We start from the raw sequence: 19,096 nt of genomic DNA, 5'->3' as shown, positions 1-19,096 counted from the left end.
ACCATGGTCTTTGCCTCACTGGAATTCCTCACGCTGTTCCTGCCGGCCTTCCTGTTGATTTATGCGCTGGCCCGTCCGGGCTGGCGCAACGTCATCCTGTTGATCGGCAGCTGGCTGTTCTACGGCTGGTTGAGCCCGCTGTTCCTGTTCCTGCACATGGTGTTGACCGTGGTGGCGTGGGTCGGCGGTTTGCTGGTGGACCGTTCCCGTGAAGACGGCAAGGGCCGGGTGCGGCTGTTGATCGCGTTGATCGTGTTCAACACCGCGGTGCTGTGTTGGTACAAGTACGCCAACATCGTCGCGGGCACCGTGAGTGAGGTGATCACCTGGTACGGCGCGATGCCGCTGGATTGGCAGCGCGTGGCGTTGCCGGCCGGGTTGTCGTTCATCGTGCTGCAGGCGATTTCGTACCTGGTGGATGTGCATCGGCACACGGTGCCGGTGGAGCGCAGCTTCATCAATTACGCGACCTATATCTCGATGTTCGGCCACTCGATTGCGGGCCCGATCATTCGTTATGACTGGGTGCGGCGCGAGCTGAACCAGCGTTATTTCAACTGGCCGAATTTCAGCCTTGGCGCCCGGCGTTTCATGATCGGCATGGGCATGAAAGTGCTGGTGGCCGACACCTTGTCGCCGTTGGTGGACATCGCCTTCCACCTGGAAACTCCGAGCCTGGTGGATGCCTGGATCGGCTGCCTGGCGTACTCGTTGCAACTGTTTTTCGACTTCGCCGGCTACAGTGCCATGGCCATCGGCCTGGGCTTGATGCTGGGCTTCCACTTCCCGGAAAACTTCAACCGGCCGTACCTCGCCAGCAGCATCCAGGACTTCTGGCGGCGCTGGCATTTGTCGTTGTCCAGCTGGCTGCGGGACTACCTGTACATCGCCCTCGGCGGTAACCGCGATGGCGTATGGCGTACCTACCGCAACCTGTTCCTGACCATGGCGATTGCCGGGTTGTGGCATGGCGGCGACAGTTGGAACTACCTGTTGTGGGGTTCGGCCCACGGTATCGCGTTGTGCATTGACCGGGCGTGGTCGCGCTCGAGCCTGCCGAGCATTCCGCCGGTGCTGTCGCACATCTTGACGCTGCTGTTTGTGTGCCTGGCCTGGACGCTGTTCCGCGCACCGGACTTCCATTCGGCACTGACCATGTACGCCGGCCAATTCGGCATGCATGGCATGGCCTTGGGTGATGCGTTGGCCGTGGCCATGCGCCCGGCTCATGGCATGGCCGCGTTGCTCGGTTTGGTGTGCATCGTCGCGCCGATCTGGCAGACCCGCTGCGAGCAGCGTTTTGGTACGCAGCCTTGGTTTGTGGTGGCCGCATCCCTGTGGCCGGTTGCCGGGTTTGTGTTGTCGTTCGCGCTGATTGCCAGCCGCGATGCCGTACCGTTTCTGTACTTTCAGTTCTAAGGAAGCCTGACGATGCCCGCCCCTACCGCGCCGACCCCACCGAGTGAATTGGCCGTCCGCACCAGCCCCCTGGCGGGCTGGGTGTTGGTGCCTTTCCTGGCGGCGGGGCTGTTGTCTTGCGTCTGGCTGATGGTCAAGGGGCCGGTGAGTTTCCTGCCGCCCAAGGTCGACAGCGACATGCTGCTGCACGGTGAAGTGACCCATCGGTTTGCCAAGGAATTGTCCAAGGCACCGATGGCCATCGAAGCGGCAAACCTGGAGCGCGGCGCCAGTTGGCTGGCGTTCGGCGACACCGGGCCGCGGGTGCGCCAGGGCTGCCCGGGCTGGCTGTTTATCAGCGATGAGCTGAAGCTCAACCGCCACGCCGAAGACAATGCGCGCACCAAGGCCGACGCGGTGATCGACCTGAAAAAGCAGCTGGGCCAGCGCGGTATTGATCTGCAAGTGATGGTGGTGCCGGATAAAACCCGTATCGCCGCTGCCCAGCGTTGCGGCTTGTATCGTCCGGCCGTGCTGGATGGCCGGATCCAGCAATGGAGCATGCTGTTGCAAACGGCGGGCGTTGAAGTACTGGATTTGACCGACACCCTGAAACCCCTCGGCCCGGATGCCTACCTGCGTACCGACACGCACTGGAGCGAAATCGGCTCGAATGCCGGCGCCCGCGCCGTGGCCCTGCGCATCCAGCAGCGCGGTATCCAGGCCACGCCGGAGCAAGCCTTCGACATTACCCAGGCACCGCTCGCACCGCGACCGGGTGACCTGGTGCGCCTGGCCGGTCTCGATTGGTTGCCGCCGAAGTTACAGCCGTTGGGCGAGCAGGTTGCGGCCAGCACCGCGCATGAGAACGGCCCGGCGGCGTCGAGTAACCCTGACGATTTGTTTGGTGACGCCGGCCTGCCGAACGTGGCGCTGATCGGTACCTCGTTTTCGCGCAATTCGAATTTCGTGGGTTTCCTGCAAAAAGCCCTGAACGCTCCGGTGGGTAACTTCAGCAAGGACGGCGGCGAATTTTCAGGCGCCGCCAAGGCTTATTTCGACAGCCCGGCGTTCAAGCAGACGCCGCCCAAGCTGCTGATCTGGGAGATCCCGGAGCGGGATTTGCAAACACCTTACGACCCGATAAAGATTAGTCAGTAAATTGACCATTTACCGCTCGTCTTAAAGATTTCTTCAGAAACACCAAAATAATGACACCTTCATTCCTTTGTCACAGAATGCGTACACAAAGGCGCCCACAAAAAGACCTGCGGTAAGCATCAGTACAGCTGACCTTTCACGTCTTTAAGATGCGTCGTGAGGGAGTGTTGGCGATGAGCCGTACCGATGATCTTTTTTCGTTGTTCGATAAGACGACTGCCAGTGATGTTCAAGGGATGGATTCGATGCTGCAGTTCTTCGAAGACATGCCGGTCGACGACAGTGCCAGCCTCAATATGGGCAGTGGCGCGTCGTTCTCCCGACATTCCCCTTGTGCCAACGAGCAGTCCCGCGAAGCCGCGAACATCCGGGCGAAGGTGGTAGCGCTGGTTTCGGTCAATGGCGGCGTCGGCCGCAGCACCCTGGCCACCGCGCTGAGCAGCGGTTTGCAGCGCCTGGGGCAGCCAGTGGTGGCGCTGGACCTGGACCCGCAAAACGCGCTCTATCACCACTTCGGCCTGGGCCACACCTTGCCCGGCATCGGGCGCACCAGCCTGCACAACGAGCGCTGGAGCCAGATCCTTCATTCAGGCTTTGCCGGTTGCCAGGTGATCACGTTTGGCGAAACCGATATCCGTCAGCAGGAAGACCTCCAGCGCTGGCTGAAACAGGAGCCGCATTGGCTGGCGCAACATTTGTCGGCCCTGGGCTTGGGTGAGCAGGACACGGTGATCATCGACACCCCGGCGGGTAATAACGTCTACCTGCATCAGGCACTGAACGTGGCCGATGTGGTGCTGGTCATCGCCCAGGCGGATGCGGCTTCCCTTGGCACCCTGGAGCAGATGGAGCAGTTGCTGGCGCCACACCTTGATGATCGGCCGGCGCTGCGTTGCCACTTCGTGATCAACCAACTCGACGAGACCTCGGGCTTTAGCCTGGACATGGTCGAGGTGTTCAGGAAGCGCCTGGGTGACAGCCTGTTGGAGGTGGTGCATCGGGATCCGGCGATCAGCGAGGCCCTGGCTTTTGGCAGCGATCCGCTGGATAACCAAGCCGCAAGCATGGCCTGTGACGATATAAACGCGCTTTGCCGCCTGCTGGTTGCCCACTGAAAAGCCCGGGTTATGCCGCTAACCTCAGATGCTTATGCACAATCGGTTGGTTCGACCTGTCATCAAACCGCAATTTTGCGGAGCGGTTCTCATCACGCTGCAACTGCCTGTTTTGCGTGCGTTTTATTTTGTGAACAAAAAATGACCAGTCAGCATTTTGCCCCGCGAAGCTTGCCGGCAGGGCCTCTGCCAGAATTCCATCAACAGAGTTATCCACAGGGCACGCTGCGACAAAATGCCCTTTAATTGCGCTCGGCGAGCAGCATTAGGTTGCGCGGGGTGAGCGGTGTTTCGCAGAAGCTGCCGACTTGAACCCTGTAACCGTTTTCTTCGAGAAACAATGCCCGGTCCAGCACCAGCCACATTTCCAGCGGGCGCCGAAACAGACCACGCACTAATTCCAGGTTTCGCACCTGCGCCAAGCGCTGCCAGCCTTGGGCCTCCAGTGCCGACCAATCCTGTTCCCCTGTGGATAATCCCTTGAGGGCCGCCAGTTCGCGGCAGTAGTCGGCGAACGGCTTGGCCAGCCAACTCGCGGGCAGGGACGGAGTGGGCAGGTAAGCATCGCTCCCGCGCAGTTGCCGCTGCAGAACATCAAAGCCCAGGCGCCTGGCCATCGACGTATCGCGCTGCTGGCGCACCCGCGCGCCTGCGGTAACGGTTTCGCTCAGCGGCAGGCCGAGGTCTTCCACCGATAAATGCAGTGACGACGCCTGGGCGGCAATCGACAGCGGCGGGTACTGCTCGGCGCGGATGCGGTTGTAGCAGCAGGGCGCCACGGCCAACTGCTGGCAGCCGGCGGCGCTGGCCAGCCGGAGCAGGCGCACATGCAGATCGCCGCAGGCGTGCAGTGCCACCGGGGTTTGGTCGCGGCTGATCTGTACGTCGGCCATCACATCTTGCAGGCGATGGGTGACGGGCAATTGATGGTGTTCGCTGAGGGCTTGCCCTGAGGCGATGAGGGCCGGGTCGTATTCCAGGCAGGTCAGTTGCTGCCCGGGTTGCAACAGGCGGCGGCCGAGGTGGCCCTTGCCGGCACACCAGTCGAGCCAGTGTTCGGGGGTTTGGCGAAATTGCAGCGCGGCGCCGAAGGCTTCGATCTGCTGCCATTTGCGGCCGGGTACATCGACGTTCAGGCGATGGCAGGCGGCGGGTAGCGGGCGGGATGGTAAGTTATCCACAGCGCTGAGATTCAGCGACTGCATGGCCAGCTCAGGGAAAGGCGCAGGCGCCGGCAAGTGGTGAGGCTGGTTATGGCTGCTTTCCGCTTCGGCCAGCGAGCGCTGGCGCAACCAATGGGCCAGTTCGGGATGCTGGGTTTCCCACGGCAATTGCAGATGGGTAAAGGGCCGTGGTCGCCACAGCCCTTGATGTTCGGTGAGGAACGTATCCAGCGCCTGGAAGCGGGCGAGCAGGTGCTCACCCGTCAGCAAGGCGTCAGCGGCCCTGGCAGGCATCGACCCGCAACCAGCGCTCCAGCAGCTTGAAGAAGCGCACCAAAACGTACGACATCAGCAGGTAGAACAACCCGGCAGCGAAGAAGATTTCCACCGGCAGGTAGGTGCGGGCAATGATCGTGCGGGCCATGCCGGTCAGTTCCAGCAGGGTCACGGTACTGGCCAGGGCGCTGGCCTTGAGCATCAGGATCACTTCGTTGCTGTAGGCCGGCAGGCCGATGCGCGCGGCACGCGGCAGGATGATGTAGAACAGCGCCTTGGGCCTGGACATGCCCAGCGCCCGCGCGGCTTCGATTTCACCCGGCGGGATGGCCTGGATCGCGCCGCGCAGGATCTCGGCGATATAGGCGGCGGTGTGCAGGGTCATGGTGGCGGTGGCGCACCAGAACGGGTCCCGCAGGTACGGCCACATGAAACTCTCACGCACGGCGTCGAACTGTGCCAGGCCGTAGTACACCAGGAACAGCTGCACCAGCAGCGGCGTGCCGCGGAAGAAGAAAATGTAGCAGTAGGGCAGGGTGCGCACGTACCACAGGCGTGACGAGCGGGCGATGCCCAGCGGGATTGCCAGCAGCAGGCCGGCGATCACGGCGATGGCCACCAGCTCCAGGGTCAGGGTTGCGCCCTGGGCCAGTTTCGGCAGCCATTTGATGATCACGGCCCAGTTCAGGCCCAGGTCGAAATGCGACAGCCAGCTGTAGTCGCCACTCATTGCGTGCTCCTCGCAAAGCCGCGCGCGGCACGTTTTTCCAGGAAGTGCATGCCGGTCATCGCCAGGACAGTGAGGCCCAGGTACATGAAGGCCGCGACCATAAAGAAGGTGAAGGGCTGCTTGGTGACGGTCACGCCGATCTGCGCGTGGCGCATGATTTCTTCCAGGCCGATCACCGAGACCAGCGCGGTGTCCTTCATCAGAATCATGAACAGGTTGCCCAGGCCCGGCAGCGCGATGCGCCACATCTGCGGCATGATCAAGCGGGTGAAGATCCGGACCTTCGACAAGCCCAGTGCGACACCGGCTTCACGGTGGCCCTTGGGAATGGCCAGGATCGCGCCGCGGAAGACTTCCGTGGCGTAGGCGCCAAAGCACAGGCCCAGGGCGATCACCCCGGCGGCGAAAGCGCTGAGGGAAAGGTCGGGGTTGCCGAAAAACTCCCCGAGGGAGCGCATCAGGTTGACCGTGCCGAAGTAGATCAGCAGGACCCACAGCAGTTCCGGGATGCCGCGAACCAGGGTGGAGTAGCTGCCGCCAAGCCATTGCAGCGGTTTGTACGGGGAAGTCTTGGCCAGGGCGCCGGCCAGGCCGAGCACCAGCCCGAGGCACAGGGCGGTGAGCGCCAGCTTGACGGTCATCAGCGCGCCGGCGGCGAGCGCCGGGCCGAATCCGTAGAGGTCGAAATTCATGGTTTAGTCGTTTCGCAAGGCAAAGCTCAGGACCGGCGCACTCAAGCGAGCACGCCGGGCAGGCCATTCAGGATCACTCGATGCTGAAAGGGAAGTACTTGTCGTTGATCTTCTTGTAGGTGCCGTCGGCCTTGATTTCAGCCAGGGCTTTGTTCAAGCGCTCGCGCAGCGGGTCGCCTTTGCGTACGGCGATACCGATCTTGTCGCTCTCGACCACCGGGTCGCCCTTGAATTCGTAGGCGGAGCCGTCTTTGCTTTTCAGCCACTCGTACTGCACGTACTTGTCGGCGAGCATCCCGTCCAGGCGGCCGGAAGTCAGGTCGAGGTAGGCGTTTTCCTGGGTGTCGTAGAGCTTGGCGGTGGTGTCCGGCAGCTTGTCTTCCAGATAGGTACCGGCCAGCGTCGCGCGCTGTGCACCGATGATCTTGCCCTTCAGGTAGTCCGCGTCGGTCTTGAAGTCTTTGTTGGCTTTGGGCGCGATGAACTGCAGCTTGTTGGAGTAGTACGGGTCGGTGAAGTCGACGGCCTGCTTGCGTTCATCGGTGATGGACAGCGAGGAGACCAGGAAGTCGAACTTCTTGGCATTCAGGGCCGGGATGATGCCGTCCCAGTCGGAGACATACACTTCGCACTTCTCGACTTTCATCTTGGCGCACAGGGCGTCGCCGATGTCCTTGTCGAAGCCGACGACGTTGCCGCTGGCATCTTTATTGTTGAACGGCGGGTAGGCCGCTTCGATCCCCATTTTCAAGGTTTCAGCCATCGCCGTGGTGCTGAACGCCATCGAAACAGCGGCGGCCAAGAGGAATTTTTTATAGTTCTGCATGCATGTTGCTCCGTTAGCGGTTGCTGGACATGAATTGTTTGCAGCGCGCCGAAAGCGGGTTTTCAAATACCTGCTGTGGCGATCCTTGCTCTTCGACCAGGCCCTGGTGCAGGAACACCACTTCACTGGACACCTGGCGGGCAAAGCCCATTTCATGGGTGACCAGCAGCATGGTGCGGCCTTCTTCGGCCAGGGCGCGGATCACATTAAGTACTTCCTGAACCATTTCCGGGTCAAGGGCCGATGTGGGCTCGTCGAACAGGATGACTTTGGGCTGCATGGCCAGGGTGCGTGCGATCGCGGCGCGTTGTTGCTGGCCGCCGGACAGTTGCGCGGGGTAGGCATGACGCTTGTCACTGATGCCGACCTTGGCCAGCAAGGCTTCGGCGATTTCAGTGGCTTCGGCCTTGCTCTGGCCGAGCACGCGGCGCGGGGCCTCGATGATGTTGTCGAGGACGCTCATGTGCGGCCACAGGTTAAAGTTTTGAAACACAAAACCGATTTCGCTGCGCAGGCGGTTGATCTGTTTGCCGTCGGCGGCCACCAGTTCGCCGTTTTTCGCAGCCTTGAGCTTGAGCTCTTCACCAGCCACCAGGATTTGCCCCTGGTGCGGGTTTTCCAGCAGGTTGATGCAGCGCAGGAACGTGGACTTGCCGGAACCGGAGGAACCCAGGATCGAGATCACATCGCCGTCGCGGGCGGTCAGCGAGATACCTTTAAGCACCTCCAGCTCACCATAGCGTTTATGCAAGTTGCGGATTTCAAGCGCGGGCGTGGCCTCAGCCATGTGCGGTCCTCATTGTGTTCATTGCGCTCCTGCTGTTGGCCCGCCTTCCTGGCGAGGCGCCAAGCTAGCATAGCGTCCGGATGACAGCCAACAGCCCTGCAGGCGGTAAACAGACGGTCTGCGGCAGGGTGTCGCATCGGCACAGCAGTGTGTCGCGCCATCAACAACCGAACAGCCGTTTGAACCAGTATTCCTACAGGTTTCGCGTAAAAAAGGGCGCGATGGTGCCAGCTTTGGCCGGGTGTTGGAAGGGTTAAACCGGCGAACGGTCCATATCAGCCCTTTAATGGGGCGTCACGCACAAATTGTGTGTGTTTTTGGTGCACTGATTCGTCTTTCAAGTGAGTCGCACAGTAACGCTATAGCGGAATGCCATTAGTGTCAGTGACTTACGAGAGCTATTGAGTTTCCCTACAGCCCGCGTCAATCGCGGCTCTGTAACATTTTGGCGCAAATCTTGCGTAAAAAATAAAGAACGCCCCGTTGGTTTCTTTTCACGAGAAAGACGCCAGACCGGGTGGACCGTATTCGCAATTCCTCGCAAAGGTGTGTCAATGAGTAGTACGCAAAGCTCCAATGACCTCGAACAGGGGCTCAAACCGCGTCACGTCACCATGCTGTCGATTGCCGGCGTTATCGGTGCCGGGTTGTTTGTGGGCTCCGGCCACGCGATTGCTGCGGCGGGCCCGGCCGTGCTGCTGGCTTATGCCGCCGCCGGTACGCTGGTGGTGTTGGTGATGCGCATGCTGGCCGAGATGGCCGTGGCATCGCCGGACACGGGTTCGTTCTCTACTTATGCCGACCGTGCGATCGGGCACTGGGCCGGTTTCACCATCGGCTGGTTGTACTGGTGGTTCTGGGTCCTGGTGATTCCGCTGGAAGCCAACGCTGCCGCGACCATCCTGCACGCCTGGTTCCCCGGCGTGGCGATCTGGGCCTTCACCCTGATCATTACCTTGCTGCTGACCGCGACCAACCTGTTCAGTGTGAAGAACTACGGCGAGTTCGAGTTCTGGTTTGCGCTGATCAAAGTGGTGGCGATCATCGGCTTTGTGATCCTCGGCATCCTGGCGATCTTCGGCTTCCTGCCGGGCAGTCAGGTCAGCGGCGTTTCGCACCTGTTCGACACCCAGGGCTTCCTGCCCAACGGCATGGGCGCGGTATTGGCGGCGATCCTGACCACCATGTTCTCGTTCATGGGCACCGAGATCGTGACCATCGCGGCCGCTGAATCGAAGAACCCGGGCCAGCAGATTTCCAAGGCCACCAACTCGGTGATCTGGCGGATCGGCTTGTTCTACCTGGTGTCGATCTTCATCGTCGTGGCCCTGGTGCCGTGGAATGATCCTGCGCTGGCAGCGGTCGGTTCCTACCAGACCGTGCTGGAACGCATGGGCATCCCGAATGCCAAGCTGATCGTTGACCTGGTGGTGCTGGTGGCCGTGACCAGTTGCCTGAACTCGGCGCTGTACACCGCTTCGCGCATGATGTTCTCCCTGGGCCGTCGCGGTGATGCACCGGCGGTGTCCAAGATCACCAACAAGAGCGGCACGCCTTACTGGGCGGTGTTGCTGTCTACCGGCGCGGCGTTCCTGGCGGTATTCGCCAACTACGTGGCACCGGCGGCGGTGTTTGAATTCCTGCTGGCCAGCTCCGGCGCCATCGCGCTGCTGGTGTACCTGGTGATCGCCGTGTCGCAACTGCGCATGCGCCAGAAACGCACGGAAGCGGGCGAGAAGATTGCCTTCAAGATGTGGCTGTTCCCGGGCCTGACGTATGCGGTGATCGTGTTCATCGTGGGCGTGCTGACGATCATGTTGTTCCAGGAAGCGCATCAGGTGGAGATCATTGCCACCGGGATCCTGAGCTTGCTGGTAGTTGCGGCGGGGCTGATGGTGTCGCGTCGGCGCAAGGGCCGGAAGGTTGGGGCTGCGGTGCTTAACTGACGGAGTGCTTTCGTCGCAATACCGTTGATCAAATGTGGGAGCGGGCTTGCTCGCGAATGCGGTGGATCAGTCGACATTTGAGCTGACTGACACACTGCCTTCGCGAGCAAGCCCGCTCCCACATTTCGTTTTGTATCAGTCTTCGGAGCTAACCAGCGCCTGTGACGCCGCGACGTAATCAGCCTGGAATTCCGGCGATTCAATCCACGCCAGCGCTGCCGCTTCATCCTCGGTATCCGTGGCCCACTGGCGATACTCGATCAGCGCCGCGAGGATAAAGTCCGTCGCTTCTTCTTCGCCTTCCTGCTCCAGTACCACTGCCAGCAGCGGGTGCGCCAGGAACACGGCACACAGCGCCTGCTGGCTGGTTTCGCCAGCGGTGCGCATCTCCAGGAACAGCTCGGTCAAATCCACCGATTCAAGATCAATGCGGCTGTCATCGCCGGCAAAGGCATCCGGCTTGGTGGCGACGGCGCGTTGGGTGCGATTCTGCTTGGCCTTGGCTTTTGCCCGGTGGGCGCGTTTTTGCTGCTTGTTCGGCGAAGCCATGGGCTCACGTCCTTGGTGTCAGGATCTGGGGGTGGGGTATTGAAGCGCAGGTCTGGAGAAATCCCAAGGCTTTCTAGGTGCGATCCGTCACTTGGCGCCCCGGCGTGCCGTTGGCCAACTCTCCCCTTTGCAGCCAAGCCAATGCAATCGGCCACAACCGATCCTGATACTGGCTGCGAAAGAATGCGAAGTGTCCGACCTCTTTTTCGCCGATATCTTCAGGGGCGATCCGCAGGTGCGTGCGCTCGCTGCCGTCGAAGTAACCCAGCAGGCGCTCGATTGCCGCCACCGTGCCAAACGGGTCGTCGGTAATGCTGATGGCCAATATCTGTGCCTTCACCCGCGAAAACGGCAACTCGGGCAAGGCTCGCCCACTCGGACGTTTTTCATAACTCGGCGTCGGCGTACTCCAGTCGCGTACCACGCCCGCCGGGGTATCCTCCAGCCAGCCTATGCGTTTGCCCGGGAAGTAGCCAAAAACCGCTGTCACCAGCGGCATCACCACATGCCATTTGGCAAGCATCCGCCAGCGCCCGCTCGCCTCGTAGTCGCGCCAGTAGGCAAACTGCGCGCCTACCGTCACCAGGCGCCGAATCACTGCGCCGGAAGCCCCGAGTCCCGCCGCACATCCGCCAAAACTGTGCCCGACCACATCAATCGGTTGGCCGGCAAACTCCCGCTGGGCCCGCTGCAGGATCGCTTCGAAGTCCAGCACGCCCCAATCGGACCATGAGGCCTTGAACCCTTTCAGCGAGCCGCTGCGGGATTCGCCGATGCCGCGGTAGTCGTAGGTAATGACGTCGAAGCCATTGGCAAACAGGTAATCGGCAAACCGTGAGTAGTGACGGCAGCGTACGGAGGTGGCGGCGTTGATGATGACGACCGGGCGTTCAACGTCTGTGCGCGGATGGCGCCATGTGAAGCCGCCGATGGAATGCCCATCGGCTGTGGGCTCGCGGAATGCTTCGGCTTGAGTTCGGGCTGGCAGGTTCATGAACAGGCTCGATCATTGCGCTTTCGATGGGGTGTCAAAGGCCCGTGCGCAGTTTTATGAGAAGTCGAAACTAACAAATTTCTGCTACGAAGACCCCGGGGATTTTTCTGAGGCTCGACCTGAGCGGCACAGATGCCTAGGCTTAGACCCTTTCGCCCACCAGAGCCGGCCCATGACCCGCGACACCCTCGAACAAAACCAGATCCCGATCTACTTCGCCAGCGTGGTGCTGGCTGCCGTTGTCGGCCTGCTGGCGCCCTCCATGGTTCAAGGTGTGGCTGCCCTGGTTACGCCCGCCATCGCCGTGCTGATGTACGCGATGTTTCTGCAAATCCCCTTTCTGGACCTGCGCCAGGGCTTGGGCAACAAACGCTTTATGGCCGCATTGCTGCTGGCCAACTTCATCCTGATTCCGCTGCTGGTGTGGGCGCTGACTCGGGGCCTGGTGGAACACCCGGCGATCCTGGTGGGTGCGTTGCTGGTGCTGTTGACGCCGTGCATCGACTACGTGGTGGTGTTTACCCATATCGGCAAGGGTGACTCGCGGTTGATGCTGGCGGCGACCCCGATTCTATTGTTGCTGCAACTGCTGCTGTTGCCGGTCTACCTGGGGTTGATGCTGGGGGCGCAGTCGCAGGTGGCGGTTGCAGTGGGGCCGTTTGTCGAGGCCTTCCTGCTGCTGATCGTTGCCCCCATGATTCTGGCGGTGCTGACCACTTCCCTGTCCCGGCGCTCACCGGTCGTCAGTGCCTGGAACGATGCCTGGGCCTGGCTGCCCGTGCCGGCCATGGCGCTGGTGCTGATGGTGGTGATCGGTTCGCAGATCACCGCCGTGGTCCGCGATATCGGCCTGCTGGCGCCGGTGATCCCGGTGTATATCGGCTTCCTGTTGCTGGCCCCGCTGATGGGGGCGCTGGCTTCGCGCCTGTTCAAGCTATCGGCGCCCACGGCGCGGGCGGTCACCTTCAGCGCCTCCACGCGTAATTCCCTGGTGGTGCTGCCGCTGGCGCTGGCGTTACCCGAAGAGATCCGTGGGCTCGCTGCTGCCGCAGTGATCACGCAAACCCTGGTGGAATTGGTAGGGGAGCTACTCTATATCCGGCTGCTGCCGCTGCTGATCTGGCCCGCTCGTCGTTAGGCGGATGAATGTTTGATTCCGTTCAGGGCTTATTCAGGGTGGCGTTCGGCAACATGAGCCGGTTTACCCCACCTGACAGGCTGAATAATGGATCAACACAATCGCTTTCGAATGGAATCGCTGGGTATTTTCCTCATCGCCCTGCTGCTGTTCACCCTGGGCATCTGGGACCAGCAGCCACAGGGCTTCGACGGCCGCTGGGCCGTGTTCATGCAAGAGATGTTTCGCCACGGCGCGAGCCTGTTTCCTACCACCTACGGTGAGCCTTACCCGGACTATCCGGGCACCGCGACCTACCTCAGCTACCTCTTTGCCCGTTTATTCGGCGCGCCCAACGACCTGGCTAACGTGATGCCCACCGCCCTGGCGTCTGCCGGGGTCATGGCGCTGATCTACCGCTTGCTGGTGCCGTCGGGCCGGGCGTGGGCGCTGCTGACGGTGCTGCTCACCGCATTGACTGCCCAGTTGCTGGAGAAGTCGCGCTCGGTGTGCCTGGACCAGATGATCTCGTTGTTGTGCCTGGGGTGTTTCTACCTGCTGCATACCGGTGAGCGCCTGGGCTCGCGGCTGCGCCAATATGCGATCTTTCCGTTGTTCGTGGTGGCGTTTGCCATTCGCGGGCCGCTGGGGTTGATCGAGGTGTGCGGGGTGGCCTGTGTCTACTGGGCGCTGGGCACCGCTCGTACGCGGCAAGAGCGGATTGCACTGCTGAAAAAGGTGATTGCCCACGGCGTGGTCGGTTTGATCCTGCTGGCCGGCTGTTGGTGGGCGCTGTTGAAACTGGCGCGGATCAGCGGGGGCGATGCTTTCGTCGATGATGTGCTGCGGATGCAATTCACCGGGCGCCTTGATGAAACCGGTGAGGCGTTCTACTTCTACTTCAAGCTGAGCCTGTACCGCTATTTCCCGGTGGTGCCGCTGGCCCTGGCGACGATGATTGCCCTGCGCCACAAATGGTCGGCCCGCCACGACGATGCCGATGTGCAGTTGATGCTGCGCTTGGCCGCCTGCGGCCTGATGATTTTGCTGGGCTTGTCGGTGCCGCACTTCAAGCGCGCCTACTACATCGTCCCCATGGTCCCGATGTTTGCCGCGGTGGCCGCCTATGGCTTGCTCCAGGCCCAGGGCTGGTTGCTCGGCGTGCGGCGTGGCTATGAGTGGCTGGTGGCGGTCCTGCCGGTGCTGGGTATTGCCGTGGTGTTTGTCTGTCGGCATCTGTGGCACAAGCACGGCTACTGGCCGGACGTTTCAGTGCCGGCGCTGGTGGGTGTGCTGATCGTGCTGCAACTCGCAGCCGTGATTGCCTGGCGCCGTTTGCAGGGCAATCTCGGCCAGCGCCTGGTGGTGCTCAGCCTGATTGCGCTGGCCACCCAATGGCTGGTGCTGGTGAAGGTTGTGGAGCCGGCCAAGGACCTGCAATTCGACACCAGGAACTTCGTAAGCGCGGTGGAAAAGCTGCGTGCCGATAATCCCGGGACCCTGGTGTTCGTCGATCTGGCCAAGGACACCTGGGCGATTCGCTACATCATGAACCTGGATCACGACGAGCAGCCGCTGTTCATCGGGCGCAACCAACCCTTGCTGGTGGATACGCTGCCGCGCCCCGCCTGGGTGATTGTGGAGCGCAAGCAAACCGCATTGCTCAGCGGCACGCCGCTGGAACACATGGCGCCGGTGTTCAATGGGCGGTTGAATGACAACCCGCTGCTGGTGTTCCTGGTGAAGTGACTCAGTCGCCTTGACATCCTTGTCGGTGGTAACGCCGACAAGAGTGGCGATCACTGGGGAATTAAGGATGGATCAATAGGGTCGGAATGAGGTGTTGATAACCGGCGCTTTGGATCGTCTTACTGTATGGTCGCCGCCTGGATGACCGGTTGGTCTGATTGGAGCGCTTTGCAGCCTGCCGCAAAACAGGCGCCTGCTAGGCTTGGGTACTTTCGTGGTGATGAGTTTGGGTGCGACATGGAAGCAGTAAAAATGGATTTTGAGTATGCCGGTGCCGAGAGCGTCGGTAGTGCCCACGTGATCGGCCGTTCCTGGCTTGGCGGCCTCAGCATCTGTTTTGACGGAGGCTGCAGCTACCCCTCGATGATCAGCGTGCTGGAGGCTGTGTTCAGGCGCTACGGACGCCTGGTGCGTTTTGGCGAGTCGCTCTCGGCGCAGGATTGGATTGCGCGCGTGGAGGAGAGTGGTTTTCACATCTCCGAGCAGGAGCGGGTTGCGGTGTTGACGTTGATGCGGGGCGGGGGCTGAAGGAGTCAAAAACGGCAGGCAACAAAAAACCCGCACCAGGCGGGTTTTTTGTGTGTTTCAGATGACATTTGCACCACCTGAAACTAATTAGTGGTGCCCAGAGACGGAATCGAACCGCCGACACGGGGATTTTCAATCCCCTGCTCTACCGACTGAGCTATCTGGGCAACGGGGCGCATTAAACGGGTTTTTCAGGGGGTCGTCAAGCAAGTTTTCAAAAAATATTTAATTATTACCGTCGCTTACGGGCCAACCCCCAATTTTGATCAATTATTCAGCAGGTGGCACGTAGCCGTCGGCCTTGGCGTAATCCTCGCCGGAAAAGTACTTGTCCATCTCGCCCTGCAGGTATTTGCGGTCTTCGGCGTTCATCATGTTCAGGCGCTTTTCGTTGATCAACAGGGTCTGGTGCTTTTGCCAGTCAGCCCAGGCCTTGGCGGAGACGTTGTCGAAAATGTCCTGGCCCTTGGCGCCAGGGAACGGGGCGCGCTCCAGGGCGGGCAGTTCTTCGTGGTACTTGCGGCAGATGATGGTGCGGGTCATGACGGAACTCCTGCGTTCAATACTTCAGCCGCGCGCTTCAGCAGTTTTTTCACCGGGGCGGCAAGGCCCAGGCGCGGCGGGGTGGCGAGGTTATACCAGAGCCAGTCAGCCTCGGCCACGTGATGGGCAGACTCCTGGACCTGGACCAGCCAGGGTTCGATAGCCAGTTGGAAGTGGCTGAAGGTGTGGATCAGGCTCGGGAGCTCCTGGTGTTTGCCCAGCGCCAGCGAGTGCTGGTTGGCCAGGTGTTCCAGGTCGGCCAGGTCATCCAGCTCCGGCAGGCTCCACAAACCGCCCCACAGGCCCGTGGAAGGGCGACGGTAAAGCAGGATCGCGCCCTCGCCATTGGCCAGCATCGGCATCAGCGTGCGCTTCTGGGGCACGGTCTTGCGTGGCTTGGGGATCGGGTAGCGGGTTTCCAGGCCGAGCAGGTGCGCTTCGCAGCCCTTTTCCAGCGGGCACAGCAGGCAGCTGGGCTTGCTGCGGGTGCAGAGGGTGGCGCCCATGTCCATCATGGCCTGGGTGTAGGCGTTGACGCGGTCATGGGGCGTAAAGCGCTCTGCGGTGGCCCACAGCTGTTTGGCGACCTTCGGCTCGCCCGGGTAACCCTCTTGCGCGGTAAAGCGCGCCAGCACGCGTTTGACGTTGCCATCGAGGATCGGCGCTCGCAGGCCCATGCTCAGGCTGGCAATCGCACCCGCGGTGGACAGGCCAATGCCGGGCAGTTCGGTGAGTTTTTCGACGTCACGGGGAAACTCGCCACCATATTCGGCAACGACGATCTTCGCGGTCTTTTGCAGGTTGCGCGCCCGGGTGTAGTAACCCAGCCCGGTCCACAGGTGCAGCACTTCGTCTTCCGGCGCGGCAGCCAGGGCTTCGACCGTTGGCAAGGATGCCATGAACCGGTCGAAGTAGTTCAGCACGGTGCTGACCTGGGTCTGCTGCAACATGATCTCCGAGACCCACACCCGGTAAGGCGTGATGCCCTGTTGCCAGGGCAGGTCATGGCGACCGTGGCGGTCGTACCAGTCGAGCACCGCCGTTGAAAACTGCTCGTTTCTCATCGTTTGAACAGGCCTTTAAGCGCGTCTTTCAGCTGTGGATTGACCTTGTCGAGCTTCTGTTCAAGCTTCTCGCCGAGCTTGTTGCCTGCCGCCTTGATGGCGACCTGGCTCAAGCCGTCCTTGTCCAGGCGGCAGGCCTTGGCGCCCAGTTCCAGCGGGCCACGGCAGCGCAGCGGGACTTCGATGTTCTGGAAGTTGGAGCCCACCTGGCAAGCCGGGTCCGGCACGTCGCGCTGGTCGCCTTCGACGATAATGCCGACGCGGTAGTCCATGCCCAGCACGCGCAGGTCGACGTCACCGTCGCCGTTGACGGTCAGGCCCGGGATGCGCACTTTCAGGTCGGGGTTGCTGGCCACACCATTGCGGAAGATCAGGTTGCCCTTGAGTTCCTGGAACGGGGTGTCCTTGCCGCGCTGGTCGCCGCTGAGGGTCTTGCGGTTGAGCAGGGCGATGCCGGTGCACAGCTGTTGCTCGATGTTGGCGTTGAGCAGCACGCCATTGTTGATCGCGAAGCTGGCGGTACCGTTGAGGCTGTCGATCAGGGCTTTCTGGCTATTGCCGCGGCCGTTGAGGTTGCTGTCGAGGGTGAGCTGGCCCTTCACCGGCGGGTTCTGCCCCTGGGCTTGCAGGATGCGTTCGACCGGTACCTGCTTGATGCGGGTTTGCAGCGCCAGCAGCGGGATGTCCTGGCGCACGTCAAGGTTGCCGTTGGCCTGGAAGGTGCCGTTGTAGAGGCCGCCGCTCAAGGTATCGAGCTTGAGCTGGCCATCGAGGCCGGAGGCTTTCAGGGCGGCATTCTGGATCGGCAGCTTGCTCAGGGTCAGTTGGCCAAAGGACAGGTCGGCGTTTACGTCCAGGGTGCGCAGGCGGGTCAGCGGCAGCAGCTTGTCGGTACTCCACGCGGCTTTGGTCGGGGCGTCCGGCAGCGGTGTGGTGCCACCGGCCGCCATGGCGCCGGCTTCGCTGTTCTGCACTTCAGCCTGGCGCGCGGCCGCAGCGCCCTTGGCGGCTTCGGACTTGGCCGGCAGGTAGTTGTCGGCGTTGAACGTATCGGCCTTGAGCTGCACCCGCAGGGATTGCCTGGCGAAATCATCCACGGCCACGCGACCGGTGAAGGTGCTGTCGTCGAGTTTCAGGTTGAGGTCTTCAAGCGCCAGGCTGGTCGGCGTGCCCTTGAGGCGGCTGACCAGTTCGACCTTGCTCAGGCTGCCGGCGGCCATCGGTGGCAGCGGGTTGCCGACGCTGTCGAGGAACTTGGCCAGGTCAAACTGGGCAATCGACAGGGCGCCGCTGAGCTGTGGAGTCTTGTCCAGGTCGTTGACCTTCAGCTCGCCCAGGGCGCGCAGTTGGTTCAGCGACAACTTCATGCCGGTCCATTCGGCGATATTCGCAGACTGGTCCACCAGCAATTGGCCCTGGGTCGAAAAGGTCACGGTCTTGCCTTGCAGCGGCTCGCCGGTGGCTTCACCAGTGACCTTCATGTCTTCGAACTGGTAGCGCTTGAGGGCGCGCTGAATGCGCAGGTTGCCGTTGACCTCGGTCTTGACGCGCATCAGCGGCTGGTTGGTGCCGAAGAACGCGGTGAGTTTGACCGGGATGCTTGCACCTTCGTGCACGGCGCCGGCACTCAGCTGGATGCTTTCGGCGCTGAACTGCTTGCCGGTCTGCTCGTCGTTGTATTCGACGCGGGCGTTGTTGATGGTCAGGCTGTCGATGTCCAGGCGGATCGGCTGCGGCGGCTTTTCAGGCTTGGGCGGTGTGGCCGCTTCAGCCACGGCAGGCGTGGTGGCGGCGGTAGCCGGGTCCGGCACATTCTTGCCGATGTCTTCCCAGTTGCCGTGGCCATGCACGTCTTTGTTCAGGCGCAGGTTCAGGCCTTCGACACGTACATCGCTCATCTGCACTTCACGGCGCAGCAGCGGCAGTACGCGCACCGACAGGCCGAGCATCTGCAGGTCGGCAAACGGTTGGCTCGGATTGGTCAGGGTCGCAACGCTGGCCTCGTGCAATTCAAGACCAAGCCAGGGGAACAGGCTCCAGCCGATGTCGCCATTGAGCGTCAGCTCGATGTGGGCCTTGTCGCGGGCAATCTGGCGAATCTCGTCTTTGTAGTCGTTGGGATCGAAGAGATGGGTCAGGGCAAAGCCTAGAGCCACAATGATCAGCAACAGCCCGAGAAGTACCAGACCCAGGATTTTGCCGAACGCTTTCATGGGCGAGTCCTTGTATGTCGATTTTAAAATTTAGCCGAAGAGTATAACGCTCGTAGCCCTATGGCTGTTTAGGGATCGTTACATGGCGTCAAACAAATCAGATAACTCCAGAAAGGTGATATCAGTTTGGTTTTTCTGTCATCCACAGATGCTAATCTGCGCATGTTCGTCTGCCGTCTGCGACTAAACGTCGCGTTTAAAAGGAGCTTTACTCAACAAAACGGCCACGCCTTGCGTGTAAGGCC

General features: G+C 61.3%; 17 protein-coding genes and 1 tRNA gene. 7 read left to right on the top strand and 11 right to left on the bottom strand.

Annotated elements, in window-relative coordinates:
• Window positions 1–3 precede the first annotated feature (3 nt).
• The 3 genes from ACIOMR_RS24755 to bcsQ all read left to right on the top strand — a co-directional run bounded on the left by ACIOMR_RS24755 (window position 4) and on the right by bcsQ (window position 3,674).
• The gene (locus ACIOMR_RS24755; protein ID WP_401196901.1) at window positions 4–1,419 is read left to right on the top strand and encodes an MBOAT family O-acyltransferase; all 1,416 of its coding nucleotides are present in this window, start codon (window positions 4–6) and stop codon (window positions 1,417–1,419) included.
• Between the two features lie 12 nt (window positions 1,420–1,431).
• Window positions 1,432–2,559 carry a cell division protein FtsQ gene (locus tag ACIOMR_RS24750; RefSeq protein ID WP_177081409.1) on the top strand — a complete coding sequence of 376 codons (1,128 nt, stop codon included), beginning with the start codon at window positions 1,432–1,434 and terminating at the stop codon, window positions 2,557–2,559.
• Window positions 2,560–2,732: 173 nt separating this feature from the next.
• Entirely contained in the window at window positions 2,733–3,674 is a 942-nt protein-coding gene (gene bcsQ, locus ACIOMR_RS24745; protein WP_008435707.1) for a cellulose biosynthesis protein BcsQ, read from the top strand.
• Between the two features lie 242 nt (window positions 3,675–3,916).
• On the opposite strand, the gene ACIOMR_RS24740 is transcribed toward bcsQ, so the two are convergent.
• From ACIOMR_RS24740 to ACIOMR_RS24720, 5 genes are all read right to left on the bottom strand, one after another.
• Entirely contained in the window at window positions 3,917–5,131 is a 1,215-nt protein-coding gene (locus ACIOMR_RS24740; RefSeq protein WP_401196897.1) for a methyltransferase, read from the bottom strand.
• Entirely contained in the window at window positions 5,112–5,801 is a 690-nt protein-coding gene (locus tag ACIOMR_RS24735; RefSeq protein ID WP_032899447.1) for an ABC transporter permease, read from the bottom strand. The genes ACIOMR_RS24740 and ACIOMR_RS24735 overlap by 20 nt, the downstream gene beginning before the upstream one ends.
• 38 nt (window positions 5,802–5,839) lie before the next feature.
• A complete protein-coding gene (locus ACIOMR_RS24730; protein WP_003218063.1) occupies window positions 5,840–6,535 on the bottom strand; it encodes an ABC transporter permease in 696 nt (231 codons plus the stop codon).
• 73 nt (window positions 6,536–6,608) lie between these two features.
• Window positions 6,609–7,361 (bottom strand): ABC transporter substrate-binding protein, encoded by a 753-nt coding sequence (locus tag ACIOMR_RS24725; RefSeq protein ID WP_401196894.1) that lies wholly within the window; start codon window positions 7,359–7,361, stop codon window positions 6,609–6,611.
• A gap of 13 nt (window positions 7,362–7,374) precedes the next feature.
• On the bottom strand, window positions 7,375–8,148 hold the full coding sequence (locus ACIOMR_RS24720; RefSeq protein WP_003218059.1) for an ABC transporter ATP-binding protein: 774 nt from the start codon (window positions 8,146–8,148) through the stop codon (window positions 7,375–7,377).
• 554 nt (window positions 8,149–8,702) lie between these two features.
• Here ACIOMR_RS24720 and gabP point away from each other — a divergent pair.
• Window positions 8,703–10,094 (top strand): GABA permease, encoded by a 1,392-nt coding sequence (gene gabP / locus ACIOMR_RS24715; RefSeq protein WP_003218057.1) that lies wholly within the window; start codon window positions 8,703–8,705, stop codon window positions 10,092–10,094.
• Window positions 10,095–10,229: 135 nt separating this feature from the next.
• Here the strand turns inward: gabP and ACIOMR_RS24710 are convergent, their stop codons facing one another.
• Window positions 10,230–10,643: a hypothetical protein gene (locus ACIOMR_RS24710; RefSeq protein ID WP_063033519.1), complete on the bottom strand. Its 414-nt coding sequence runs from the start codon at window positions 10,641–10,643 to the stop codon at window positions 10,230–10,232.
• Between the two features lie 73 nt (window positions 10,644–10,716).
• A complete protein-coding gene (locus ACIOMR_RS24705; protein WP_102367918.1) occupies window positions 10,717–11,637 on the bottom strand; it encodes an alpha/beta fold hydrolase in 921 nt (306 codons plus the stop codon).
• A gap of 172 nt (window positions 11,638–11,809) precedes the next feature.
• Here ACIOMR_RS24705 and ACIOMR_RS24700 point away from each other — a divergent pair, with 172 nt between their 5' ends.
• The 3 genes from ACIOMR_RS24700 (at window position 11,810) to ACIOMR_RS24690 (ending at window position 15,031) form a co-directional block, all read left to right on the top strand.
• The gene (locus ACIOMR_RS24700; protein WP_177021915.1) at window positions 11,810–12,775 is read left to right on the top strand and encodes an arsenic resistance protein; all 966 of its coding nucleotides are present in this window, start codon (window positions 11,810–11,812) and stop codon (window positions 12,773–12,775) included.
• Between the two features lie 87 nt (window positions 12,776–12,862).
• Complete coding sequence (locus ACIOMR_RS24695) at window positions 12,863–14,503, top strand: glycosyltransferase family 39 protein (RefSeq protein ID WP_177409846.1); 1,641 nt, start codon at window positions 12,863–12,865, stop codon at window positions 14,501–14,503.
• Window positions 14,504–14,755: 252 nt separating this feature from the next.
• Window positions 14,756–15,031, top strand: a complete 276-nt coding sequence (locus ACIOMR_RS24690) for a hypothetical protein (protein ID WP_008435692.1) — start codon at window positions 14,756–14,758, stop codon at window positions 15,029–15,031.
• 91 nt (window positions 15,032–15,122) lie between these two features.
• Here ACIOMR_RS24690 and ACIOMR_RS24685 read toward each other — a convergent pair.
• The 4 genes from ACIOMR_RS24685 to ACIOMR_RS24670 all read right to left on the bottom strand — a co-directional run bounded on the left by ACIOMR_RS24685 (window position 15,123) and on the right by ACIOMR_RS24670 (window position 18,851).
• A tRNA-Phe gene (locus ACIOMR_RS24685) sits at window positions 15,123–15,198 on the bottom strand.
• Window positions 15,199–15,301: 103 nt separating this feature from the next.
• Complete coding sequence (locus ACIOMR_RS24680; protein WP_087693327.1) at window positions 15,302–15,574, bottom strand: oxidative damage protection protein; 273 nt, start codon at window positions 15,572–15,574, stop codon at window positions 15,302–15,304.
• Window positions 15,571–16,638 carry an A/G-specific adenine glycosylase gene (mutY, locus tag ACIOMR_RS24675; RefSeq protein ID WP_008435691.1) on the bottom strand — a complete coding sequence of 356 codons (1,068 nt, stop codon included), beginning with the start codon at window positions 16,636–16,638 and terminating at the stop codon, window positions 15,571–15,573. Before mutY ends, ACIOMR_RS24680 begins: the two co-directional genes overlap by 4 nt.
• Window positions 16,635–18,851 (bottom strand): AsmA family protein, encoded by a 2,217-nt coding sequence (locus ACIOMR_RS24670; RefSeq protein ID WP_401196886.1) that lies wholly within the window; start codon window positions 18,849–18,851, stop codon window positions 16,635–16,637. Before ACIOMR_RS24670 ends, mutY begins: the two co-directional genes overlap by 4 nt.
• Between the last annotated feature and the right edge of the window lie 245 nt (window positions 18,852–19,096).

The sequence above is a fragment of the Pseudomonas sp. NPDC087814 genome (genome assembly GCF_044742865.1).
Taxonomy (GTDB): Bacteria; Pseudomonadota; Gammaproteobacteria; order Pseudomonadales; family Pseudomonadaceae; genus Aquipseudomonas.
The sequence above is the reverse complement of the archived record's forward strand: the minus strand, read 5'-3'. Positions and strand labels throughout refer to the sequence as shown.

What these genes read in the sequence shown, in the direction of transcription:
- ACIOMR_RS24720 (WP_003218059.1), bottom strand. Translation starts at nt 8,148, where the DNA reads ATGGCTGAGGCCACGCCCGCGCTTGAAATCCGCAACTTGCATAAACGC.
- ACIOMR_RS24710 (WP_063033519.1), bottom strand. Translation starts at nt 10,643, where the DNA reads ATGGCTTCGCCGAACAAGCAGCAAAAACGCGCCCACCGGGCAAAAGCC.
- ACIOMR_RS24670 (WP_401196886.1), bottom strand. Translation starts at nt 18,851, where the DNA reads ATGAAAGCGTTCGGCAAAATCCTGGGTCTGGTACTTCTCGGGCTGTTG.
- ACIOMR_RS24680 (WP_087693327.1), bottom strand. Translation starts at nt 15,574, where the DNA reads ATGACCCGCACCATCATCTGCCGCAAGTACCACGAAGAACTGCCCGCC.
- ACIOMR_RS24705 (WP_102367918.1), bottom strand. Translation starts at nt 11,637, where the DNA reads ATGAACCTGCCAGCCCGAACTCAAGCCGAAGCATTCCGCGAGCCCACA.
- ACIOMR_RS24690 (WP_008435692.1), top strand. Translation starts at nt 14,756, where the DNA reads ATGGATTTTGAGTATGCCGGTGCCGAGAGCGTCGGTAGTGCCCACGTG.
- ACIOMR_RS24755 (WP_401196901.1), top strand. Translation starts at nt 4, where the DNA reads ATGGTCTTTGCCTCACTGGAATTCCTCACGCTGTTCCTGCCGGCCTTC.
- mutY (WP_008435691.1), bottom strand. Translation starts at nt 16,638, where the DNA reads ATGAGAAACGAGCAGTTTTCAACGGCGGTGCTCGACTGGTACGACCGC.
- bcsQ (WP_008435707.1), top strand. Translation starts at nt 2,733, where the DNA reads ATGAGCCGTACCGATGATCTTTTTTCGTTGTTCGATAAGACGACTGCC.
- ACIOMR_RS24740 (WP_401196897.1), bottom strand. Translation starts at nt 5,131, where the DNA reads ATGCCTGCCAGGGCCGCTGACGCCTTGCTGACGGGTGAGCACCTGCTC.
- ACIOMR_RS24700 (WP_177021915.1), top strand. Translation starts at nt 11,810, where the DNA reads ATGACCCGCGACACCCTCGAACAAAACCAGATCCCGATCTACTTCGCC.
- ACIOMR_RS24725 (WP_401196894.1), bottom strand. Translation starts at nt 7,361, where the DNA reads ATGCAGAACTATAAAAAATTCCTCTTGGCCGCCGCTGTTTCGATGGCG.
- ACIOMR_RS24750 (WP_177081409.1), top strand. Translation starts at nt 1,432, where the DNA reads ATGCCCGCCCCTACCGCGCCGACCCCACCGAGTGAATTGGCCGTCCGC.
- gabP (WP_003218057.1), top strand. Translation starts at nt 8,703, where the DNA reads ATGAGTAGTACGCAAAGCTCCAATGACCTCGAACAGGGGCTCAAACCG.
- ACIOMR_RS24730 (WP_003218063.1), bottom strand. Translation starts at nt 6,535, where the DNA reads ATGAATTTCGACCTCTACGGATTCGGCCCGGCGCTCGCCGCCGGCGCG.
- ACIOMR_RS24695 (WP_177409846.1), top strand. Translation starts at nt 12,863, where the DNA reads ATGGATCAACACAATCGCTTTCGAATGGAATCGCTGGGTATTTTCCTC.